Here is a 22,042-nt window from a genome sequence, read left to right as displayed (position 1 = left end):
TTCGTCTGTGCATCATACTTAAATTCTAGGAGGTGAGCTTAAGGTATATGAAAACTAAGGTTATTTTAAGCCTTACAATTAGCTTTTTGTTGTTTTTTATTATTACTTCATCATTAACAAAACCAGTAATAGCGTCTGAAACAATTGCATTGCCCGCAACTGACATTACTGATGGGGCTGGTCCTAATATCCTCGTAGGTAAAGATGATACGTTAGAGTTTTTATCTGCATTGAAATTTTCAGGTATTGATACTGATCGATCCGTAACTTCGGCATATTTACAGTTGACTGGTGAAAGTGGAATTGCGAAGCAAATGAATGTGGCAGTAGCTGAAAATAGCTGGTCCAATGGAGCACCACTACTACCAGGGCTAACAGGTCCATCTGTGAACGTGTCTCTAGGCAGTCCAATAGAGTATTACCCTGAGAATGCAAAGTACAGTATAGATGTTAGCCCTTTATTAATGGATCCGAGCAATATTGGGCCACCAAGTGGAACCATTTCTTTCGTTTTATCCTCAGACGATTCATCATTCTTTTTTGCGAATAATGATCATCCTGAATATGCTCCTAAGCTTGTCATCGAATATGGGGCGCCTCTTGATGAAGATCCACCTGTTTTTACAGGTGCCTCGCCTAATATATTTAATGTTACTTCAAATAGTGCGACCTTGAGGGCTCAGTTGAATGAGCCAGGTACTGTCTATTATGTATTGGTAGCTAGCGAGTCTCAAGCTCCAAGTAATGAACAGGTAAAGGCAGGACAGCAAGAGACTGGTGAGCCAGCACTTTCTGGAAGCTTTAACGTAGATACTGCATCTACCGATGTGGACTATCTCATACCAGACTTGATAGGAAACACCGCTTATGATTTATATGTGGTCGCAGAGGATGAACTAGGTAATTTACAATTGACAGTTACAAAGCTGGCCGTACAAACGTTGAATAGCCTACCAACAGATTTACAACTAAGCGCTACGACCATTGGTGAAAGTGCTGGAAGTGGTGCAGATGTAGGGGTGCTGTCAACGACGGATCAAGATGTAGGAGATAGTCATACTTATGCATTGGTTAGCGGAGAAGGTGATGACGATAATAGTAAATTTCAAATTAGCGGTAATTTGCTTCGTACGAGCGAGAGTCTAACTCCTGGGACGTATTCCGTTCGTATACGAACGACTGACGAAGCAGGTGCTACGTTCGAGGGTCGATTTGCGATTAGTGTGGTCGATGATATCCGACCTGCTGCACCGGTTATTAATACTCCAGCTGATGGTACAATTACAACCAATACCAAGCCATATATTAGCGGCTCAGCAGAAGCAAGCAGTACAGTAACAATATTCATAAATGGTACCTCAGTAGGTACAGTAACAGCTACTTCTGGTGGAGACTGGGGGTTCAATCCATCTGTTGGTTTGATGGACGGAATGTATAGCATAACAGCTACCGCAACGGATGCTGCAAACAATACAAGTCTGAGCTCTACGGCGATATCCATAACTATAGACACGACAGCACCGACTTCACCGAACATTACATCTCCGAGCGCAGGAACGGCAACCTCTGACGTAACACCAACTATTATTGGTACAGCGGAACCAAGCAGCACAGTAACAGTAATGAGGAATGGTGAGTCACTAGGAACGACAACAGCTGAAGGAAGCGGAGTATGGTCGTTTACATCGGCAACTGAATGGTCTGAAGGGTCATATAACTTAACTGCCTATGCAACGGATGTCGCTGGGAATACAAGCGTTAACTCTGCTTCAGTATCCATAACCATTGATACGACAGCACCTGAGGCGCCGATCATTACTAGCCCAAGTGATGGTACAGTTATCTCAGCTGCATTACCAACGATTAGTGGTTCAGCTGAATCGGGCAGCATGGTGCATGTGTATAGAGATGGTGTTCTTTTAGGAACGACAAGAGCAGAGGTAAGTGAAGACTGGTCGTTTACAGATATAATCAACTGGACTGATGGGACATATACCATCTATGTAATGACAATAGATCCCGCAGGGAATACAAGCGTTGACTCTGCGCCAGTAACAGTGACGATTGATACAACAGCACCAAGTGCACCGATCATTATAAGCCCTATTGATGGTGCAATAACAGCCAATACACAGCCAGAAATTAACGGTACTGCAGAGCCGGACAGCACGGTAGAGGTGTTTAGAGAAGGCGATTCACAAGGTACAGCTTTAGTGGATGGAGAAGGGAATTGGTCCCTTACACCGGCAGATGAATGGCTAGATGGAGCATATAGAATAACCGCTAAAGCAACGGATAAGGTAGGCAATATAAGTGATGATTCGATAGAAGTAGCCATAACAATCGATACGATAGCGCCAGACGCACCGACCATTACTAGCCCGCTGACTGGGACACTAAGCTCCGATGCGATGGTGAGCATTAGCGGAAGAGCTGAAGCAGGCAGCACGGTAGAGGTTTATCGTGATGGTGTGCTATTAGACACGGCAACAACAGATGGAAGTGAGGACTGGACGTATTCTCCGACGAGCGCATGGTCGGATGGAACGTATAGTATTATGGCTAGAGCAATTGATGCAGCAGGAAATAGTAGTGTTGACTCTGCAGCAATATTGCTGACAATTGATGCAACAATTCCGGAAGCACCGACCATCACGAATCCAAGCTCAGCTATAGTAAGCGCTGATGCGAAGCCAACGATTAGTGGGACAGCAGAAGCGGACAGCACAGTGATTGTTTATAGAGGTGGCACGGAAGACGGATCGACAGTAGCAGATGGAAGTGGAAATTGGACCTATACGCCTCTAAGCAACTGGTCGGATGGAACGCATACTGTTACGGTTAAAGCAGTTGATGCGGCAGGCAATACTAGTGATAGCTCTACAGCAGTAGCCATTACAATTGATACGACAGCACCAATCGCACCAATCATTACGAGTCCATTACATGGAGCAGTAACTTCGGACGCGATGTTAAGCATTAATGGTACAGCAGAAGAAGACAGTTTAATAGAAATATTTAGAGATGGTGATTCACAAGGGACGACAACTGCAGATGAACGCGGCGATTGGACGTTTACAGCGTCCAGCGCATGGTCGGATGGAACGTATAGCATTACCGCTAAAGCAACCGATGCGGTGGGCAATACAAGCGACGAATCTGCAACAATATCGGTAATCATCGACACAACTGCACCGGCAGCACCGATCATTGACAGTCCAATAGATGGTACAGTAAGTCTAGAAGCGACGCCAACAATCAGCGGTACCGCTGAATCAGACAGCACAGTGGAAGTGTTCAGAGAAGGCGTGTCACAAGGGACGACAATAGCAGATGGAAGCGGCGATTGGACGTTTACACCGACAAGCGCATGGCCGGATGGAACGTACAGTATTACTGTAAAAGCAACGGATACAGCAGGTAATACGAGCGTCGATTCAGAAGCAGTCGTGCTAACGATTGATACGATAGCACCAAGTGCGCCAATCATTACAAGTCCAATGGATGGAACAGTAATCGCAGAAGCGACGCCAACGATCAGTGGTACGGCTGAAGCAGACAGCACGATAGAAGTGTTCAGCGATGGTATCTCCCAAGGGACGACAACAGCAGATGGGAGCGGCGACTGGACGTTTACACCGACAAGCGCATGGTCGGATGGAACGTACAGCATTACTGCAAAAGCAACAGATGCGGCAGACAATACAAGCGTTGAAGCTGCAGCAGTCATGCTAATCATTGATACGACAGCACCAAGTGCGCCAAGCATTGCGAGTCCAAGTGATGGAACGGTAAGCGCAATTGCGACACCTACGATCAGCGGTACTGCCGAAGCAGACAGTACAGTTGAAGTGTTCAGAGAAGGTACTTCACAAGGAACGACAATAGCAGATGGAAGCGGGAACTGGAGCTACACACCGACAAGCGCATGGTCGGATGGAACGCACAGTATTACCGTAAGAGCAATCGATGCAGCGGGCAATACAAGCGACGAATCTGCAGCAGTCATACTAGTCATTGATGCAACAGCTCCCAATGCACCAAGCATTACGAGTCCTACGGATGGAGCAGTAAGTAATGATACGACACCAACAATCATTGGTAATGCCGAAGCAGATAGCATAGTGGAAGTGTTCAGAGATGGCACTTCACAAGGAACGACAATCGCAGATGAAAGCGGCGACTGGACGTTTACACCGACCAGTGCATGGTCAGATGGAACGCACAGCTTAACTGCTAGAGCAACCGATGCAGTGGGTAATACAAGCGACGAATCTGCAGCAGTCATACTAGTCATTGATACGATAGCACCGAGTGAGCCAAGCATTGCGAGTCCAAGTGATGGAACGGTAACCATTGATGCAACACCAACGATCAGTGGTGCGGCTGAAGAAGACAGCATAGTGGAAGTGTTCAGAGATGGCGATTCACAAGGGACGACAATTGCAGATGGAAGCGGCGAGTGGACCTTTACACCGACCAGTGCATGGTCAGATGGAACGCACAGCATAACTGCTAGAGCAACGGATGCAGCAGGTAATACGAGCGCCGAATCATTGGCAACTACAATTAGTATTGATACAACAGCACCAAGTGCGCCAAGTATTACGAGTCCAAGCGATGGAAAAGTGAGTAATGAAGCAACACCAACAATTAGAGGTACGGCTGAAGAAGACAGCACAGTGGAACTGTTCAGAGACGGCGATTCACAAGGGACGACCACAGCAGATGGAAGCGGTGATTGGACCTTTACACCGACCAGTGCATGGCCGGATGGAACACACAGCATTACTGCTAAAGCAACGGATGCAGCAGGTAATACAGGCGTTGAATCTGCTGAAGTAACATTAGTTATTGATACAACAGCACCAAGTGCACCAAGCATTACGAGTCCAAGTGATGGTACAGTAAGCAATGAAGCTATACCAACAATTAGTGGTACGGCTGAAGGAGACAGCACTGTCGAAGTGTTTAGAGAAGGTGTCTCACAAGGAACGACAATCGCAGACGAAAACGGCGATTGGACGTTTATACCGTCCAGCGCATGGTCGGATGGACCGCACAGCATTACCACGAGAGCAACGGATGCAGCGCATAATACAAGCGATGAATCTGCAGTAGTCATGCTAGTCATTGATACGATAGCACCAAGTGCGCCGATCATTACGAGTCCAAGTGATGGAGCAGTAAGCACTGATGCGACACCAACGATTAGTGGTACGGCTGAGGCAGACAGCACAGTCGAAGTGTTTAAAGATGGTGCTTCACAAGGGACGACCACAGCAGATGGAAGCGGTGATTGGACGTTTACTCCAACCAGTGCATGGTCGGATGGAACGTATAGTATTACTGCAAAAGCAACAGATGCAGCGGGCAATACAAGTACGGACTCCACAGAGGTAACGCTAGTCGTTGATGCTACAGCACCAACCGCACCGATCATTACGAGTCCAATTGAAGGAACAGTAAATGCTGAAGCGACACCAACGATCAGTGGTACGGCTGAAGCAGACAGCGTAGTAGAAGTGTTCAGAGATGGCGACTCACAAGGAACGACCACAGCAGATGGAAGCGGCGATTGGACGTTTATACCATCCAGCGCATGGTCGGATGGACCGCACGGCATTACCACGAGAGCAACGGATGCAGCGGGTAATACGAGCGCCGAATCAGTTGCAACAACGATAATCATTGATACAATAGCACCAAGTGCGCCAAGCATTACAAGTCCAAGTGATGAAGCAGTAAGCACTGATGCGACACCAACGATCAGTGGAACAGCTGAAGCAGATAGCACAGTGGAAGTATTCAGAGACGGCACTTCACAAGGAACGACAGTCGTAGATGAAAACGGCGATTGGACGTATACACCAACCAGTGCATGGTCAGATGGAACGTACAGTATTACGGCTAAAGCAACGGATGCAGCGGGTAATACGAGCGATGAATCTGCAGCCGTTAAGCTAGTGATTGATGCAACAGCGCCAACCGCACCGATCATTACGAGTCCAAGTGATGGAGCAGTAAGCACTGATGCCACACCAACGATCAGTGGTACGGCTGAAGCGAACAGCACAGTGGAAGTGTTCAGAGATGGCGATTCACAAGGGACGACCATAGCAGATGGAAACGGCGATTGGACATTTACACTGTCCAGCGCATGGTCGGATGGAGCACATAGCATTACCGCGAGAGCAACGGATGCAGCTGGTAATACGAGCGATGAATCTGCAGCCGTTACGTTAGTGATTGATGCAACCGCACCAATTGCACCAAGCATTACGAGTCCAAGTGATGGAACGGTAAGCACAGAAGGGACACCGATAATCATTGGTACGGCTGAAGCAGACAGCATAGTGGAAGTATTCAGAGACGGCGATTCCCAAGGAACGACCACAGCAGATGAAAACGGTGATTGGACGTTTACAGTAACCGGCGCATGGTCAGATGGAACGTACAGTATTACGGCTAAAGCAACGGATGCAGCGGGTAATACAAGCGATGAATCAGCAGCCGTTAAACTAGTGATTGATGCAACAGCAGCAGGTGCACCAAGCATAGTAAGTCCAAGTGATGGAAACGTAAGTGCAGACACGACACCGACAATTAGTGGAACGGCTGAAGCGGACAGTGTAGTGGAAGTATTTAGAGATGGCCAGTCACAAGGGACGACCACAGCAGATGAAAACGGTGATTGGACGTTTATACCAACCATTGCATGGGAGGAAGGAACGCACAGCATTACCGCGACAGCAACGGATGCAGCGGGTAATACAAGCACAGATTCCACAGTCATAACACTAGTGGTCGATACGACATCACCAGTCATTACGTTAATTGGAGAATCTAGCATTCGAATTGTACTCGGTACAAATTATGCTGATGAGGGAGCTACAGCTCTGGATACTCGACAAGGTGATTTGACCTCTAGTATTGTCATCACCAATAATGTCGATACCGATGTCATTGGTGAGCATACCGTTACTTATTATGTTGAGGACGAAGCGGGCAACGCAGCGCTTGCAGTTGAGAGAACAGTCATCGTCATACCACCAGCTGTAACCGTAGCTGGAAGCACAGGGGATCGCACGATAGCGGTTAGTGATGCAATACCTGGCGCGACGTTGACGTTGTACGATGATAAGCAGGCTCAGGTTGGGGAGCAAGGCACGGCTGACCCTGATGGGATGTTCGTTTTCCAAGGAGTATTACCAGGTCAAGGCTATTATGTAACGCAAACCGTTAACGGTTTGACAAGTGATTCATCTCTTCCGATAGATGTATCCGAGCCGAGTATACCAACTCAGCCAGTACCAGTGACACCTGAAAATGCTCGCAAGGCCTCTATAATATTTGATGGGCATAGTAAAGATATTGTCGTGCAGGTCGACATCGTCCGTGTAAGAAACCAAGCAGGTAAAATCGAGGATATGGTTGTGCTGAATGGTAATCATGCAATGGATATTGTTGAAGAGGCACTGACAATAGAAAACAAACTTATACATGTACTCATTGATGATATACCGAACGAACCTGTAGATGAGGTTAATTTATCTATTGAGCGTGATTTTATCAAGAAGCTAGCTACAAGTGGTTTATCCGTAAACATTGTTACTGACTACGCTGCGATCACATTATCGCAACAAACATTGCAGCAAGTAGAGCAGCAAGGCAAAAGCTTGAGCTTCAGTATCGTTCCAAGTCGTAATGAGTCGGTAAGACGAGAAATAGCAAAGCGCATTGCCGCTAGTGAGCAAGTGAACGCTATTACTGGTGGAGGCGATATTAAACATGTTGGTACACCGGTGAATATTAATGCCATTACTCAAGCAAAAGCTACTATTCCGCTGCTAGGCATCGAGCTTCCACAGGACAAGACACAATTGCAGCAGCTGCTCAATTCCCTTGCTGTATATATGGAAAGTAGTGAAGGAGCAGTAAACGTACAGCGTGGAAAGCTAGTATACGACGTTAATGGTAAGCCTGAAGGCATCGAGATTGACATGAGCAGCTTCACCACATTTGCAATATTCAGCTTCGATGCAGGGAATCATACATCATATGTAAGTGGCTATGCGGACGGGACCTTTGCTCCTAATCGTAAAGTGACCCGTGGAGAGCTGGCGGCTATGCTTTCAAGATTATTATCTGATGAGCTTAAGTCCAATGCTCCTTCAACATCATATCGGGATGTAGCAGCTACGCATTGGTCGGCACAGTATTTGGCTAATGTTCAGCAGCTTGGCCTAATGAATGGTTATCCTGATGGCACATTTAGACCAGATCAGCCGGTTACTCGCGCAGAATTTGCTAATGCTGTCGTACGACTATTGGATGGCAAGCGAGGAGAGCATGCTTATACTGTGAACGATATCGAGGGTCACTGGGCATATGGAAGCATGCGAAGTATGCTGGAAAAAGGGGCAATGAAAGGCTATCCAGACGGCACCTTCCGTCCCAATGCAGCACTTACAAGAGCAGAAGCGGTTAGTGCATTAAATAGAATGTTTGAGCGTCAACCGTTAAAAGGACTCGAAAATCCATATTCTGATGTAGCTATGGATCACTGGGCTTATGGTGATATTCTTGAAGCTTCAGTAGAGCACTCACCATCAGAACACTAAAGTAAGCTTTAACTAACATGATTAGCTGTTAGAAAGTCAGTAATAATTGACTTTCTAGCAGCTTTTTTTTGCAATGCAATTTGGCAATTATATTATAAAAACGTGCAACTGTAGTGTAAGCTATTATCTACGCTTAGCTGTATAATAATGAACGGTAATGTAGCTATAAAGAATGCTATAGAGGTATGTGACAAATTTAACAAATGAAAACGGTTAATATGAGATATGTATTCGTGGCATGAATTGAAACGAATGAGCTCAGTTTTGAAGTGTATACCCTTCTTATTCCAATACCATAATAAGATGATTAGATTGAGTAGAATGCTTTCCAATCGTTTTAGCATTCAAGCACGAGTGTCAAGATGTTTAATTGGTTTACAGTAATTGCTTTTTATATAGACACTATTTATTAAGTAGCTAAGGAGTGAATTTTCATTGCAGAAGCAACCAGAATTAGTTGTAAGAAAAAAGCAGCTTATCGAACAAGAGGGATTAACCTTTAAAGATCTTAATAATAATGGGAGATTAGACCCTTATGAAGATTGGCGCTTAACGCCGAGAGAACGTGCAGAAAACCTTGTATCCTTAATGAATATGGACGAAAAAATAGGCATGATGCTAATTAACTCTCGAAAAATGGGGCTTGCACAGGAAGATAAAAGCAAGACGAGTCATGACGGAGTATTAGATGAAGGCATTATCGAAAAAGGCGAAACCATCTTTGCGACAAGCAAAGTATATGGAACGACCCATACAATAGAAAACAGAAATTTAAGACACTTTATTTTAAGAGATAACTTTAGTCCTGCTGATATGGCAGAGTGGATTAATGCGATGAATGAGGTTGCAGAGGGTACTCGTCTAGGTATACCTGTACTTGTGACGTCCAATTCACGTAATGAAAATGGGGAAGCTGTTTTTGGCATGAATGATGCGATCGGTATCTTTTCCACTTGGCCAGGAACACTTGGGCTAGCTGCAGCGGCGAAAGGCGATATTAAAAATGGAGGCGATGGCTCTTTAATTAGCCAATTTGCCAGCATTGCACGTAAAGAATGGGATGTGACTGGATTAAGAAAAGGCTATATGTATATGGCTGACGTTGTGACCGATCCAAGATGGCAGCGGACTTATGGAACCTTTGGTGAGGATCCAGAATTTATTGCGGATGCTATTGGTCGTATTATTAAGGAATTTCAAGGTGAAACAATAGGAAAGCATAGCATCGCGATGACGATTAAGCATTTTCCTGGTGGTGGCGCACGTGAAAATGGATTTGACCCGCATTATGAGGAAGGGAAATGGAACCTATACCCGACACCGGGAAGCTTAGAAAAGTATCATCTTCCACCATTTAGAGCAGCAGCAAAGCATGGAGCATCCTCCATCATGCCGTACTACTCTATACCAAGCATCAAGAAAAGTGTTGTTCAGCAATTTGAAGGCGAAGATATTCCTTTTGAAGAGGTCGGTTTTGCTTTCAATCACTATTTCTTGAATCATATTCTTCGCGGGGAGCTTGGATTCAAAGGCTATATCAATAGCGACAGCGGTATTATTAACAATATGAGCTGGGGCATGGAGAAGCATAGTGAGGCAGAACGTTTTGCCAAGGCAATCAATGCAGGTACGGATATTATTGCAGATACGAACGATATTGAAAATCTAAAACTAGCGGTTAGCAAAGGCTGGATTAGTGAGAAACGCATTAATGAAGCCAATGTACGACTGTTGACAGAAATGTTCGCGTTAGGCTTGTTTGATGATCGTACGTACAATGAGCCACAAAAAGCGACTGAAGTGGTTAGCACGAAGGAGCACTGGGAAGCTGCGTATGAAGCACATAAAAAATCAGTTACCGTATTGAAAAATTCTAACCAAACGTTGCCGTTAACGAAGGACAAGCTTGAAGGCAGAAGCGTATATATTGAAGTGTTCCATAAGGAAGCAGAGAGAGCTGCTGCTTATACAGAAAAAGCAAGAGATGAAGCGAAAGAGCTGGGCTTGTTTACCCTTACCAACAACTATGAAGAAGCAGATGTAGCTGTTCTGTTCCTACATCCGAAATCAGGCTCATATTTCAACGCTACACTTGGATTGTTAGAGCTTGAAATTTGTGAGGATAAAGTGGTATCTGGACTTGACGGTACGTTGTATCAGGAAACAACGCTTTCTGGCATGAAGCATCTTAAAGAAGTAGCAGATAGCATTCATAGCCGTGGAGGCAAAGTAGTGATGAGCGTGAATATTATATTGCCATGGATCTTAGGCAATATTGAACCGATGGCAGATGCGTTAATTGCAGGCTACGATACATTCTTTAATGCGCAGCTTGAGGTGATTGCAGGAAATCACAAGCCAACTGGTGTACTGCCGCTTACTTTGCCAGCCAATGAAGAGGTTATCGCCGTTTATCAAAATGGTGAGTCGGTATCGAGAAACGATGTGCCTGGCTACGACAAGGATAAATATATGCCGAATGGATTGAGCTATATCTATAAGGATTGCGATGGCAATCAGTACAAGCTTGGTCATGGCTTGAACTATGAATAGGTAGAATGTAGATCAAAAAAAGCTGTCGAGAGTCAGAGTAAGCTGACTATCTCGGCAGCTTTTTTAGTTACTCTATGCTTGTTGTATCCGATTTTTGCTTTGTGCAATCAACTTGCGCTGATTGTAATGACGGACTTGAAATATTATCCAGGTAAGGTTGAGCTAGCCGACAATTAAGAGATAAAGATGGAGGAACCTTTTGAATTTGTGTGAAAAATCATATAAAACATAATAGATATCTACTATTGTTGCAAGTTTATATGATTTTTCATATAACTGTAATAGCTAAAAGGGAAGAAGAGGGGGATTTGTATGATTTTTCATACAAATCCCTTAAATTAGCCCACGAAGAGCAGGTTTTATGTGAAATTTCATACAAAACGCCGCCCCAGCCTACGGGTCACCGCTCACTGCGAGGCTCAACTCGCCAACTTGTACCAGCCTACGGGTCACCGCACACTGCGACCTACTCAGAACTCGCTGACTCCGCCCCAGCCTACGGGTCGCTGCACGCTGCCTGCTCAATTCGCCAACTCCGCTTCAGCCTATGGGACGCCGTACGCAGCCTGTACAACTCGCATACTCAGCTCTCGCCAACTCCGCCTCAGCCTACGGGTCGCCGCTCACTCCGAGGCTCAACTCGCCATCTCGCCAACCCGCACCAAGCTACATGATCGCCCCTTAGTTTGATCACACAGCACGCAGCTACTCAGGGCCTACCACACTGAGCGCCTGCTGTCCGCTAATACTTAACGCCGACTACTATGAAACTGACGGTGTAGCTCATGCACTTGCTCTGCAAGCTCAGGAACGGGTCCATCGATGATCGTATCGCGAATAACCTCTTGGATCGGCAGGTTACGAACGCGGGACGGTGCAGCACCCAGCTCGCTCAACCACTGAGATAGCTGCTCACTCGAGCTGGCATAAACGATCCGTCCTAGCCCAACCCAGCCATGTGCGGCAGCACACATCGGACAGTGCTCGCCGGACGTATATACGGTAGCATTCGCTCTTTCATCAGGTGTCATATTCTCAGCTGCCCAGCGTGCTATGGCGAATTCAGGATGCTGTGTATGATCACCGCTTGCTACATGGTTGTGATCCTCAAACAGCACAACTCCACCTGAAGAAACGAGAATCGAACCGAATGGCTCATCACCTAGCTCAAGTGCAGTCTTAGCTAGCTCAACACAGCGTGTTAAATGCTTAATATCGATCTCATTAATCATAAAATCTCCTCCTAGCCATGATTCCAAAATTATACTTTATAGTAAATTGCAACAGCTCAATTAACACTCTTATACTATAAATACGCTACGGTAAACATTAGAAAGCTCTCATCATTTTAAGAGTCAAAAAATTGAATGAGTAGAAATCCGCATAACGTCGGTATTCAGCGTAATTTGATAGAATATCGTCTCTCATTATCCTTTATTTGGAACCTAGTTGACAAGCTATTTTGTCGTATAATGGTGCGAGATGAAGGAGGTGGAAGTGATAGCAAGTAAACGTTGGAAGTTACCAGTAGTGCTTATGCTCATGGTGGTATTAACTTGGCCAGCATTAAGCGTTTCGGCGCAAACACCTACTAGCACGACCGTATATATTGACAATGAACCAATTAAAACAACTGTAATCAATCAACATGGATATCAGCTTGTACCCGCGAGATTCTTCCAAAGATTAGGTGTAACCGTGAACTGGAGTCCAAGCTATCAAGCGGCTATACTAAGAAATGCTTCAATTGAAATCGGATATCCTGTAAGTAAGCGCTACACTGACTACCAGCATGTGGCGCAAGGTAGCTGGTCTAGAGATCATTTGGATACGGAGACCGTACTTGTTGGCGGTGTATCCTATGTTCCACTAGCTTATACGGCTAAAAAGCTGGGTTTGCATGTTAGATATGACTCGAAGCTTAGAGCTGCAATCCTCTCAACACAAGAAAGCAGTATCGTTGCTTTATCGAACACGAATACGAATCAACCAACAGAAGAAGAGCTTTACTGGCTAAACCAAATTACAGAGGCTGAAGCAGGTGGAGAGAGCTTCGATGGCAAAGTAGCTGTCGCTGCGTCTATTCTGAACCGAGTAGAGGATCCAGCATGGCCAAGCAATATTATCGATACGGTCTTTCAAGTAGAATATTATAATGGGAAAGCATATTATCAATATTCACCGGTGCTTGATAAACGAATACATACGGTGAAACCAAGTGAGGAAACGAAACGTGCCGTACAGCAAGCGATTAATGGTTTTGACCCTAGTATGGGCGCGGTCGTATTCTACAATCCGGATAAAACGGACAATGCTTGGGTGAGAAGTCGTCCAGTAACGACTAAAATCGGTAATCATGTATTCGCAAAATAAATAGAAAACTCCTGCGCACTCATATTCATAGAGTTAAGCGCAGGAGTTTTTTATAACTATTGTTGTGCTTTCATATTCAATTATATGTGTAGCCGCACTTAACTGCTTTTCAGGTCAGAAACAGTAACAAACTCATAGCCTTCATCTTGTAAATACTTTAATACTAATGCAACGGCCTCTACTGTAGTTTTATGAATATCATGCATAAGAATAATTGAACCATCCTTAACATTGCTTTTAACGATTTTCAGCACCGCCTCAGGATCATGGGACTTCCAATCCAATGTATCGATGCTCCATAACACGATAGGTAGATCAGTTGATGCTGCTTTTACTTTATCATTCATCGCACCGTAGGGCGGTCGAAAAGCAGTAGGCTCTTGGCCGATTGCTTGCTTAATAACAGTTATCGTCCGATTTATTTCTTCAATCATTTCCTCATGATCCAATGTCGTTAGATCTTTATGATCCCATGTATGATTCCCAATTTCATGTCCTTGATCTGCGACCTTCTTAGCTGTTTCAGGGTAAAAATCAACTCTATTTCCTAGCATAAAAAAGGTTGCTTTTGCTTCGTATTTCTCTAAAAGTTTAAGAATGCTGACGGTGTTGACTGGGTGTGGCCCATCGTCAAAAGTGAGTGCCACTCGTTTTTTGTTAGAGGGTACTTCTGTTGCAGGTTCTTTACCTTCAGAGGGAGTAGGACTTGGAACGATTGGCTTTTCAGGCATGTTATCAATATTAATTTTAAGCTTTTCTATCCATTCATCAGTAAAGAGCGTTTTAACCTTATCAATCGGGATAGAGATTTCAGGTGAACCGGCAGCACCGGCTGTCACTTGATATTTATCAAACTTAAACACGAGTGAATGGTTATTGAGATATAAATTAGAGAAAGGATGGTTATCATCAATCCATTGTTTTAAGTAGTCTTGGAAAAAGAAAATACTATACTCCTCAGATTGCTCAAACTCTTTAGATAGAAGCTTGTATATCGTAGCTCTATTTTCTATTGTGTCTTTTATGATCTCTAGTTGTGAGATATATCTGCCTTCATCAACATCAACAATTAAAACCTTTGAGCTTTGTGAACCATTTGCTCCAGAAACATAACTGTTGTTTGACAAAACAATAGAGTAAATATTGTTAATGACAGGGTAGATATCGAAGGATAGGTTTAGCTCTGCTATGTTCTCTTTTAGAAATGGTTTGTTGAGCTCAACCTCTTCCAAAAACTGTTGTTTAGAAACGGTTATATATTCTCGAATCGCTTCGTTCAGTGAAGTATTATCAAATTCAGGGTAATGAATTGCTAGTTTATATAGCGCTTCATCATGGATATCTGTAACGATATGAATTCCTCTATAATTGGATTGTTCAGTACTGGTATGCTCTTCTACAGCTGTAGAATCATTTTTCATATTGTTATTGGGGTTGGAGTCCTTATCATTCATATACAGAAGGGTTAGTAAAATGATCATACCTAGTAAAAATAAGATTATAATAGATGCTCGTTTCATAATATAGACTCCTTAGAATTTCATGCTGTAAGGTGTAATTATACACCTGTAAAATTAACGTTACAACGATATAAAGAACCAATATTACAGTTGTTTTTTTCCACATACGATAAAGAGCGTTGAACAGGCCATCTAGCCATACTTAATCATTTGCTAGCCTCTCTACGATCTAACTTGTCTATCATTATGTACGTATGGGCGATATTTACAAAAGCTTTACGTCACAATAATACTGCGTAAATGATTGAATAGTAAGTCGAAAACCAATGAAATAAGGGTAAAACCTATGAGAAAGCCCAATCTAGCTTAATGTAACGAGGATAATTCCTCATTAACGTTACATGCTAGATTGGGTTTTTATTTTACATATATTTCACACTACGTTAACATCGAAAAAATATGGAGGGGATATAGTTTAAAAAGTGAAAGGGGGATGCACCATGGTCGAACAACAATTAGAAGAGTTGCCTATTATCGCATCAATTACGAAGCAAGAGCAGATTGAAGCGGTATTGAAGAGCAAGGTGAAGCGAGTTAATTTGATGACCGGAGATATCATGACGCTTTCCTCGATCATCTCTGATTTACATAAGGCTGGTAAGCAGGTGCATGTGCATCTAGAGATGGTGAGCGGTCTTGGAAGAGATCTTTCCACCGTTCAATATCTTAGTAAAACCTTTGGAATAGATGGCATTGTCTCGACGAAATCGAATATGATTGCGGCTGCGCGACAAGTTGGAATTCGCTCGATTCAGCGCATATTTGGAATAGACACAGCAGCTATTGATACGGCGATTAAAATGATCGGACAGGTTCAGCCTGATGAGGTTGAGCTAATGCCGGGATTAATGCCAAGGGTCATTAAAGACTTGAAGCAGAAGATTAGCTGCCCATTAATTGTAGGCGGACTGATTCGGCACGAAGAGGAAATTCGTCAGGCGCTTGAATACGGTGCAGATTACGTCTCAATAGGCGATAAGCGGTACTGGCTATAGAGTAACGAATGTTCTAATACGGGTGGAGATGCTGAGAAAACCCACACATCAAGATGAAGCAAGCAAATCAATTTTCTCGAGAGGAGCATGACAAGCAATGAAGACGAAAAAGAAGTGGATGACTACGATGATGGCTGGTGGACTAGCCCTTGTCGTAACAGCATGTGGCAGTGGAGATGCGAATAACGGAGGGCAATCTAGCGCCAATGCTAACAATGCGCCAGCTCCAGTGGAGGCGGCGAAGGTTGTAGAGAGTACAGAGCCTATCACGATCCAATACTGGCACTCTCACGCAGAAGCTCAGATGGAGGGCTTGAACTACATGCTTGAGGAGTTCTCGAAGAAATATCCTCACATCACGGTTGAGCCTGTATTCCAAGGCGGTTATCCTGATCTTCACAAAAAGCTTCAAGCAGCTGTAGCTGCGAATGATGTTCCTGCTGTAACGAATGTTGAGGTATCTTCTCTGCCTACGTTCGGTGATAGCGGTGTGTTTACAGACTTGACACCATGGATACTACGCGACAACACAGCAATGGATGATTTCTCAGAGGGTATGATTAATGCCTATGCTTTCAATGGCAAGCAATATGGTTTCCCGCTAATCGTAAGTACTAGTGTATTCGTATATAACAAAACGTTGCTGGATGAGCTTGGTGTACAGCCACCGCAAACTTGGGATGATATCGATGCGTTTAACGAAGCCGTAACGCTAAAGGAAAACGGTGAAACGACTCGCTATGCGTTCTCTGTGCCTGGCTGGGATGCTTGGTACTTTGATCCATGGATGATCAATGGCGGTGGTCAAATCTTAACAGACGATCAATCTGCTTCTGCAGTAGAAACACCTGAATCGATGCGCTATATCGAAAACTTCTACAAATGGAAAACGGATGGCTACATGCATATCGGCTATGGTAAGGGCGCTTCTGATAATATGCGTCAAATGTTCCTAGGTGGCGAAATCGCTATGGTTCAGCATACATCTGCGAACATTAAAATGTACAGAGAGAACGCTGACTTTGAAATTGGTGTTTCCTTTGTTCCAGGTGATGTAAAACGTATCTCTAACATCGGTGGTGCAGGGATTGCGATGATGGATGGAGCAAGCGATGAGGAAAAAGAAGCAGCTTGGAAGTTTATTGAGCATATGACGTCGGCTGAACACAACATCAAGTGGGCAGAATCTGTGGGCTATCTTCCAACTCGTAAATCTGCCATCGATTCAGAGGAAGGCAAGCAATACTTTGAAAGATGGCCGCAATATGAAGCTGTGTTCGAGCATTTTGACGATGTAACGCCACGTCTACAGCATATTGCGTATCCAGAATTCAGAACACATTACATCGAAGTGATTGGTGAGCTTGCTCTGAACAATGTAGACCCTGCTATGTTAATGCCGCAGGCAGCAGAGAGAATTAACGAGATATTGGCAGATTATGAGTGATAAGCTTATGAACAATAACAATAAACAAGAATTGAAGCTAGCGGCGTCCACACGGACGCCGGTTTCTGTACGCAACTGGAGAACTGCGCTGGAGAAGTGGAAGGATTTTATGTTCGCTTTACCGGCCATAGCATTATTGGCTGTCTTTCTGTACTATCCTCTTGTCAACTCGTTCTATATTAGTTTAACGAACTGGAATATGACGAGACCGGTCAAGAAGTTTGTTGGTATAGATAACTATACGTATTTGCTAGGTCATGAGGATTTCTATCAATCACTTAAAATTACGTTTACGTATACGATTATGGATGTCGTATTAACATTAGCGATTGGCTTGTTGCTCGCTTTGTTGTTTAATGTATCGTCACGGTTCTATGCCTTTATGCGAGGCATTGTCTTTATGCCATACTATATTTCGATGGTTATAGCTGCCATGGTATTCGTATGGATTTATAACGGGAAATACGGCTTGCTGAACCGTGTTGTGGCGATGTTCGGCATCGATCCCGTAGAATGGCTCATTAATCCGAGTACAGTACTGCCAGCGCTAGTTGTCGTGTCGGTGTGGAAGGGAGTCGGCTTTGCAATGATCTTATTTATTGCGGGTCTACGCAGCATTCCTGCAGATTACTATGAGGCAGCTGCCATTGATGGAGCGAATAGATGGATGCTATTCCGTCATATTACCCTTCCATTATTGTCCCCGATGACGCTATTCCTTGTCATTACGACCTTTATATCATCGATGCAAGTATTCCAATCGATTGATATTATGACGAATGGTGGACCTTTGAATGCGTCCAATGCGGTTGTCTATTGGATCTATACGATGGCGTTCTCGCAATTTAGAACAGGCAGAGCATCGGCGCTTATTATGATTTTCTTTGTGATCATATTGCTTCTTACAGCATTGCAGTGGTTCATCAGCAGGAAGAAGGTGCATTATGAGGGATAGCAGAATGGCTGGACAAAAGAACAGTAAAGTGGTCAGCTTCATACGAGTCGTGTTAGCGGTGGCGGTCACCCTTATCATCTTATTTCCTGTCTATTGGATGGTTGTAAGCTCACTAAAAACACAGGCGGAGATGCGATTAGCTGTACCGACCCTATGGCCAGAAACCTTTTCTTGGGGAAACTATGCTGAGGCATTTCGCGTTATTCCATACGCTAAATACTTCTCCAATACCCTCATCATGTCTATTGGCTTAATAATTTTGCAGCTTAATGTTGCACTATGGGCAGCATATGCCTTTGCCAAAGGACGCTTCTGGGGGAAAGAGTTTTTGTTTCTGCTCGTACTGGCAGCCTTAATTGTGCCGGATCAAGTTACGTTCATACCTGTCTATGTGATGATGTCCAAGCTCGGTTGGCTGGATACGTTCTGGGCGTTAATCGTACCGAATGGCGCATCTGCTTTTGGTATATTCCTGCTGCGACAATCGTTCAAATCACTTAACAATGATGTGCTCGAGGCAGCGCGAGTAGACGGTGCTGGTCGTTTTGCACTCATTTATCGCATGCTTGTGCCTATGGCGATGCCAACGATCGTCACCTTTATCGTATTGATCTTTATTGCAGCGTGGAACTCGTATTTCTGGCCGCTTATCATGACAAATTCGAGTGATATGCGGGTTCTGACGATCGGTATCGCGTTCCTTCGCGACTCGATTGCTGGTGATGAATCATTGCATTTCCACATTATTATGGCTGCAAGTGTTATGGCGATATTGCCGATCATTGTCGTTTACAGCTTAATGCAAAAGCATATTGTAGCAGCAATGGCGAACTCAACATTTAAATAAGACACCGCTAATATATTAGTTGTAACGCTATAATAAGGAGCAGGTTGAGTACTGGAGAAAGCCTATGTTCCTTGGCGGCGGGCCGAGGAGGAAGGGAAAGTGGACAGCAATATTCGCAGTATTGTTAGCGATCTGGATGGCACATTGCTCGGGCCGGATCATTCGCTGCCTAATGAGGTAATTACGGCTATTCAAGCCTATAAAAAGCAGGGCGGCCTGTTCACGATAGCAACTGGCCGTCCTTTGCTTACAGCACAATCTATTATTGATCAAATAGGAATTGAGATACCTGTCATTCTATGCAACGGAGCAGTGCTGGCGGTATCAGGAAAGAAAATCGAACGGATATGTCTGGAGGCGGCAGTCATGGCAGAGATGGTGATCGATGCACATGCGCATGGACTGATGGTGCTGCTGTTCCGTGAAGACCACATCGAATGCTTTGCTAAGAACGAGGAGGTTGAGGCATTCGAGCATAAGGAGCGAATCAAGTGTAATCTCGTTGCCGTTAATGATTCAAGCTGGAGAGCAGGTGAGCTTGAGAAAGTCATATTGCTAGGCGAGATTGAGGCGATTGAAGAATTATGGAGCCGATGGTCACAGGAGCTTAATCATATCGTCGAAAAGTTCCAATCGGAGCCTAATTATATGGAGCTTATATCGGCACAGACGAGCAAGGGAAAGGCACTTGAGAGACTGTCGGATATGCTCGGTATTGATAAAGCCAGCATGATGGCGATAGGCAATCAGATGAATGATCTGCCGATGCTGGAAGCAGCTGGCGTTGGTGTCGCAGTTGCGAATAGTCCGGCTGAGCTAAAGGCTGCTGCCGACTATATTTGCTCTGCATCCTACGGTGCAGGCGTAGTAGAGGCGATAAACAATCTCGTGTATGGAAGGAGCATGATCACATGACAATACGAGGCTTAGCCCATCGAGGGTATCCACTTAAGCATCCAGAAAATACACTGCGCGGCTTTCGTGCAGCGCTTGAGCTGAAATTCACGCATCTGGAATTCGATGTTCATCTTACAAAGGACGGTGTACCTGTCGTCATTCATGATCCTACGGTGGATCGTACGACGAATGGAACAGGCGCAGTAAAGGATTTTACGTTGGAGGAGCTGCGTAAGCTTGATGCCGGGGGTGGAGAGCAGATTCCAACCTTGGAGGAAGCGCTGCTGCTTGTAAAGGATCGAATGCTCGTTGATATCGAGCTGAAGCAAACCGGCAGCATGCATGCTGGACTTGAAGCAGCAGTCATCGAGGTGATCAAGCTTGTGGATATGAAGGAGCAGGTGTTTCTCACCTCCTTCGATCATTACTCCATCATGCGTGCCAGGGAGCTAGATGCCGAGATAGAGCTAGGCCTCGTCATTTATGGTGCGACGCCAGCGGTATTTCCGTTTATGAAGCAGCTAGGAGTAAAGTATTTGTCATTAAAATATGTGTTTCTTACGCCAGAGTATGCTGAGGAGGCTAAGAAACATGGTATTCAGCTTATGGTTTGGACGCCGGATGACGAGAATCAGCTGCAGACTTTGAAGTCGAATTATCCAGATGTGCTCATCTGCACGAACAATCTTGAAGGCTGGGCGAAGGTGTATCAGGGCGCGTAGGAAGGAGCATAGATGTTGAATATTTAGAATAAGTAGCTACGTTATATAGTTTCGAGGGGAGCCAGTAAGGCTCCTTTTTTATTTACAGAGTATTTACTCATATATCGCTTGTAATTATGATATTAGTATTGCATTGAGGCTATCTAATTCTTTATATTAATATTGGAAACAATTTACATAACTAACGAAAAATTTTATAAAGCTTATACTGCTATTTAAGAAATAGGTGATGGGTTTGATAGAATATTACTTCCTCTGGGTATTGTTTATCGGTATTTGTGTTTATGCGTGGATTAAGAAAGATAAGGATTATTTAATACCTGCAGCTCTAGTGGGAATTTTTATTATTATTAATGCTCTCGATATTTCGTGGGACGTTAAAGTTTGGATGATCGTTGGTTTAACCCTGTTATTTTTTGTGAGTCTTATTATTAAAGTGTTGCTTTATGCCAGACGTATTAAATGATGTTAGTTTTGTCTTCGAATAATGTAATCAGAAAACTGTGCACATTAAATTTTTGATTGGATATGGAAATGTTGTCACAAAATGCAGCTCTCAATTGTCATCCTTATTGAAAGATATAATAATCAGGAGGAGATAAGTGATGACATTGAGATTGAATTATGGAACGGCAAGTCCTGAAGCGTATCAAATGATGGTAACGTTGGAGTCGCACGTTCGAAAGAGTGGACTGGATTATAATTTGTATGAATTGATAAAGCTTCGTGCATCACAGATTAACGGCTGTTCATTCTGTATTAACATGCATGCCAATGATTTATTGAAGTCAGGGGAGGAGCTCGATCGAGTACTGATGCTGAGCGTATGGCGTGAAGTTCCGTTATATAGTGACAAAGAAAAAGCCGTGCTAGATCTAACCGAATGTGTGACTCAGTTATCGGTGCAAGGTGTGCCTCAGCATGTTTATGAGAATGTACGTAGACATGTTGACGAGAAAGAGTATGTCAGTTTGATTATGGCGATCAATGTCATTAACTGCTGGAATCGGCTGGCAGTATCCACTGGAATGTTTCATGGTTGTATGAACTAGAACTCGCAAATAAGCTAAGGAGCCATAATTGGCTCCTTATTACAATGATGGATGGGG

The 22,042-nt window shown here is 44.2% G+C and carries 12 protein-coding genes; 10 read left to right on the top strand and 2 right to left on the bottom strand.

Annotated elements, in window-relative coordinates; genetic code table 11:
- The first annotated feature begins 47 nt into the window (after positions 1–47).
- Together M3180_RS15210 and M3180_RS15205 are read left to right on the top strand one after the other, a co-directional pair.
- The gene (locus M3180_RS15210) at positions 48–8,624 is read left to right on the top strand and encodes an Ig-like domain-containing protein (protein ID WP_251669002.1); all 8,577 of its coding nucleotides are present in this window, start codon (positions 48–50) and stop codon (positions 8,622–8,624) included.
- A 435-nt stretch (positions 8,625–9,059) separates the two neighbouring features.
- Entirely contained in the window at positions 9,060–11,177 is a 2,118-nt protein-coding gene (locus M3180_RS15205; protein ID WP_251669000.1) for a glycoside hydrolase family 3 protein, read from the top strand.
- 749 nt (positions 11,178–11,926) lie between these two features.
- Here M3180_RS15205 and M3180_RS15200 read toward each other — a convergent pair.
- A complete protein-coding gene (locus M3180_RS15200) occupies positions 11,927–12,409 on the bottom strand; it encodes a nucleoside deaminase (RefSeq protein WP_251668998.1) in 483 nt (160 codons plus the stop codon).
- A gap of 265 nt (positions 12,410–12,674) precedes the next feature.
- On the opposite strand from M3180_RS15200, the gene M3180_RS15195 reads away from it, so the two are divergent.
- Positions 12,675–13,550, top strand: a complete 876-nt coding sequence (locus tag M3180_RS15195; protein WP_251668996.1) for a cell wall hydrolase — start codon at positions 12,675–12,677, stop codon at positions 13,548–13,550.
- A gap of 98 nt (positions 13,551–13,648) precedes the next feature.
- Here the strand turns inward: M3180_RS15195 and M3180_RS15190 are convergent, their stop codons facing one another.
- Complete coding sequence (locus tag M3180_RS15190; RefSeq protein WP_251668995.1) at positions 13,649–15,070, bottom strand: polysaccharide deacetylase family protein; 1,422 nt, start codon at positions 15,068–15,070, stop codon at positions 13,649–13,651.
- Positions 15,071–15,510: 440 nt separating this feature from the next.
- Here M3180_RS15190 and M3180_RS15185 point away from each other — a divergent pair, with 440 nt between their 5' ends.
- From M3180_RS15185 to M3180_RS15155, 7 genes are all read left to right on the top strand, one after another.
- Positions 15,511–16,065, top strand: a complete 555-nt coding sequence (locus tag M3180_RS15185; protein WP_251668994.1) for a glycerol-3-phosphate responsive antiterminator — start codon at positions 15,511–15,513, stop codon at positions 16,063–16,065.
- Positions 16,066–16,162: 97 nt separating this feature from the next.
- A complete protein-coding gene (locus tag M3180_RS15180) occupies positions 16,163–17,512 on the top strand; it encodes an ABC transporter substrate-binding protein (protein ID WP_251668993.1) in 1,350 nt (449 codons plus the stop codon).
- Positions 17,505–18,467 carry a carbohydrate ABC transporter permease gene (locus M3180_RS15175; RefSeq protein ID WP_251668992.1) on the top strand — a complete coding sequence of 321 codons (963 nt, stop codon included), beginning with the start codon at positions 17,505–17,507 and terminating at the stop codon, positions 18,465–18,467. Before M3180_RS15180 ends, M3180_RS15175 begins: the two co-directional genes overlap by 8 nt.
- Positions 18,457–19,314, top strand: coding sequence for a carbohydrate ABC transporter permease (locus M3180_RS15170; RefSeq protein ID WP_251668991.1), 858 nt, complete (start codon positions 18,457–18,459; stop codon positions 19,312–19,314). The genes M3180_RS15175 and M3180_RS15170 overlap by 11 nt, the downstream gene beginning before the upstream one ends.
- 99 nt (positions 19,315–19,413) lie before the next feature.
- Positions 19,414–20,229: an HAD family hydrolase gene (locus tag M3180_RS15165; protein WP_251668990.1), complete on the top strand. Its 816-nt coding sequence runs from the start codon at positions 19,414–19,416 to the stop codon at positions 20,227–20,229.
- A complete protein-coding gene (locus M3180_RS15160) occupies positions 20,226–20,933 on the top strand; it encodes a glycerophosphodiester phosphodiesterase (protein WP_251668988.1) in 708 nt (235 codons plus the stop codon). Before M3180_RS15165 ends, M3180_RS15160 begins: the two co-directional genes overlap by 4 nt.
- A 605-nt stretch (positions 20,934–21,538) precedes the next feature.
- Entirely contained in the window at positions 21,539–21,985 is a 447-nt protein-coding gene (locus M3180_RS15155; protein WP_251668986.1) for a carboxymuconolactone decarboxylase family protein, read from the top strand.
- The last annotated feature ends 57 nt before the right edge of the window (positions 21,986–22,042 follow it).

It is taken from the genome of Paenibacillus camelliae (genome assembly GCF_023715345.1).
Taxonomy (GTDB): Bacteria; Bacillota; Bacilli; order Paenibacillales; family Paenibacillaceae; genus Pristimantibacillus; species Pristimantibacillus camelliae.
Note: the sequence above shows the minus strand (reverse complement) of the source record. Positions and strands in the feature narration are given on the sequence as shown.

What these genes read in the sequence shown, in the direction of transcription:
- M3180_RS15210 (WP_251669002.1), top strand. Translation starts at nt 48, where the DNA reads ATGAAAACTAAGGTTATTTTAAGCCTTACAATTAGCTTTTTGTTGTTT.
- M3180_RS15200 (WP_251668998.1), bottom strand. Translation starts at nt 12,409, where the DNA reads ATGATTAATGAGATCGATATTAAGCATTTAACACGCTGTGTTGAGCTA.
- M3180_RS15190 (WP_251668995.1), bottom strand. Translation starts at nt 15,070, where the DNA reads ATGAAACGAGCATCTATTATAATCTTATTTTTACTAGGTATGATCATT.
- M3180_RS15185 (WP_251668994.1), top strand. Translation starts at nt 15,511, where the DNA reads ATGGTCGAACAACAATTAGAAGAGTTGCCTATTATCGCATCAATTACG.
- M3180_RS15180 (WP_251668993.1), top strand. Translation starts at nt 16,163, where the DNA reads ATGAAGACGAAAAAGAAGTGGATGACTACGATGATGGCTGGTGGACTA.
- M3180_RS15175 (WP_251668992.1), top strand. Translation starts at nt 17,505, where the DNA reads ATGAGTGATAAGCTTATGAACAATAACAATAAACAAGAATTGAAGCTA.
- M3180_RS15170 (WP_251668991.1), top strand. Translation starts at nt 18,457, where the DNA reads ATGAGGGATAGCAGAATGGCTGGACAAAAGAACAGTAAAGTGGTCAGC.
- M3180_RS15160 (WP_251668988.1), top strand. Translation starts at nt 20,226, where the DNA reads ATGACAATACGAGGCTTAGCCCATCGAGGGTATCCACTTAAGCATCCA.
- M3180_RS15155 (WP_251668986.1), top strand. Translation starts at nt 21,539, where the DNA reads ATGACATTGAGATTGAATTATGGAACGGCAAGTCCTGAAGCGTATCAA.